Here is a 1,727-nt window from a genome sequence, read left to right as displayed (position 1 = left end):
GCTATGAATGCTCCGTATTCTTGTATCAACCTAAGAAATTTCATAACTCAAATATATAAATAAAAATGAACAAAGACATTCAAACCCTCATTGAGCCAAATTCTATCGAAAGATGGCTTATTGAAAAAGGGTTCAACAATGAAGTGATAAGTAGAGGTCGGCTGCTCCCATATATATACACATCTGATGCAATTATAATGTATATACAGAAAGTAGCCTTCTCCCTATTCAAGTGGAGAAAGGTGAGTGAGGAGTTGCCTAAGGTCGATAATAATATTATTTGCAAAAGAGGAAGTGGAAATCCATTCGTCCTTTTTATTGAAGATGAATTAAATTTAGATGATACCATAGGGTATTTCACCGAATGGATGCCTATACCTCAAATAGATTAACGCAGAATATACGAAATAGCGGATAGCACAGCAAAGATGAAAGCTGTTATCCATGAGTATTTTGTTATTCCTTTAAGCCCCGTCATATTAAACATTTCAATGAGACATGCACAGATAAAGGCTATTAAGAATAAAACAACTGCCATTCCTCCAAACAGTATTATAAAAATCATAGTATTATCCATATGGTAAATATAGCAAAATAGTTATTAACGAACTAAACAAACAAAATGAGACAGATTAAATTTAAAGGGAAAAGGCAAAAAGTCCACGGAATCACTCAGCAGACTTTTCAAATCAACTCAACTTTACAGAGTTTACTAGGGATCTAACATATTGTGATAAACCAATAGCTTAATTATAAAGTTCATTTTTCTTCGCTCTAACGGGTGAAGAAATAAAAATAGATTTAGAATGAAAAAGATCATCTGTAAAATACTAGGTCATAAGATTGACAAGATATATAACGATAGCCGTTGCTCTATTTGTAAGTGGTGTGGTAGTCATGAGTATTACGATTATTGGACTAATAAAGATATATTAGGTTTTATCGTTTTTCCTCTTTGGATACTAAAGCTTCGTGTAGATCGGAAAATATACAACTGGAAGTGTAAACGAAATGGATTACCATTTTAGAATCGAGTAGGCAGCTTATAACTGTCTTTTTTATTTAAGGGAATGAGAATTCTTTAGACAGTCCATCAATAATTGGTTCAAAAAGTTTATCACTATTCTTTTCATTATTTCCTACAACTCCAAGATCCAAATCGTAATAAACCCAGCCTTGTGATAATGATCGCCTATATGATCTTTCTATGTAAATTGATATAGATAATTGACATAAATTAGTCCGAATCGGAAAGATGAAAAAATTATATATTTTGCGATCTCCCATTCTATCAGAAAAAATCTTATTGTCAGAAGTGTATGTTTTGGCTTGAATAAATCCTGATTGTTTGTCCAATGATAAAATAAAATACCCATTTTTTTGTAGGAAATAGATTGTTTTATAATATACAGAATCAGAAGGTAGATTTACTTCTAACTCTCTAGAAAATTTATTTTCAGAGATACCCTGAGCGTTGGCAGATCCAATACATCCCAATAGTATAACAAGAATAACCAAAAGGTTTGTGCATTTCATATTTTGAACAAATTAAAAAGTTAATATATGGAATAAAGATATGGAAAACATCTTTATCTAGCTTATTTTTCAAGGAAATATTATTACAAAATCCCGGGTGTCATTAGATACCTTTTTTATTTACTAAATCCTATTAATTATGCCAGAACAATTTTACACCCAAAAAGAATCAGTCGCTTTGGGTAATTACC

General features: G+C 31.2%; 4 protein-coding genes. 2 read left to right on the top strand and 2 right to left on the bottom strand.

Annotated elements, in window-relative coordinates:
* Positions 1–65: 65 nt before the first annotated feature.
* On the top strand, positions 66–392 hold the full coding sequence (locus K322_RS0113490) for a hypothetical protein (RefSeq protein WP_026627346.1): 327 nt from the start codon (positions 66–68) through the stop codon (positions 390–392).
* Here the strand turns inward: K322_RS0113490 and K322_RS0113485 are convergent.
* Positions 389–565, bottom strand: coding sequence for a hypothetical protein (locus tag K322_RS0113485; RefSeq protein ID WP_157279461.1), 177 nt, complete (start codon positions 563–565; stop codon positions 389–391). The genes K322_RS0113490 and K322_RS0113485 overlap by 4 nt on opposite strands.
* 241 nt (positions 566–806) lie before the next feature.
* Between K322_RS0113485 and K322_RS19465 the strand changes: the two genes are divergently transcribed.
* Positions 807–1,028, top strand: a complete 222-nt coding sequence (locus K322_RS19465; RefSeq protein WP_035332149.1) for a hypothetical protein — start codon at positions 807–809, stop codon at positions 1,026–1,028.
* Between the two features lie 34 nt (positions 1,029–1,062).
* Here K322_RS19465 and K322_RS19460 read toward each other — a convergent pair whose 3' ends face one another.
* The gene (locus tag K322_RS19460; protein WP_051290804.1) at positions 1,063–1,536 is read right to left on the bottom strand and encodes a hypothetical protein; all 474 of its coding nucleotides are present in this window, start codon (positions 1,534–1,536) and stop codon (positions 1,063–1,065) included.
* Positions 1,537–1,727 lie beyond the last annotated feature (191 nt).

The sequence above is a fragment of the Indolivaga capnocytophagoides DSM 22835 genome (assembly GCF_000426485.1).
Lineage (GTDB): Bacteria > Bacteroidota > Bacteroidia > Bacteroidales > Dysgonomonadaceae > Dysgonomonas_A > Dysgonomonas_A capnocytophagoides.
This window is presented reverse-complemented; position numbering and strand designations above follow the sequence as displayed.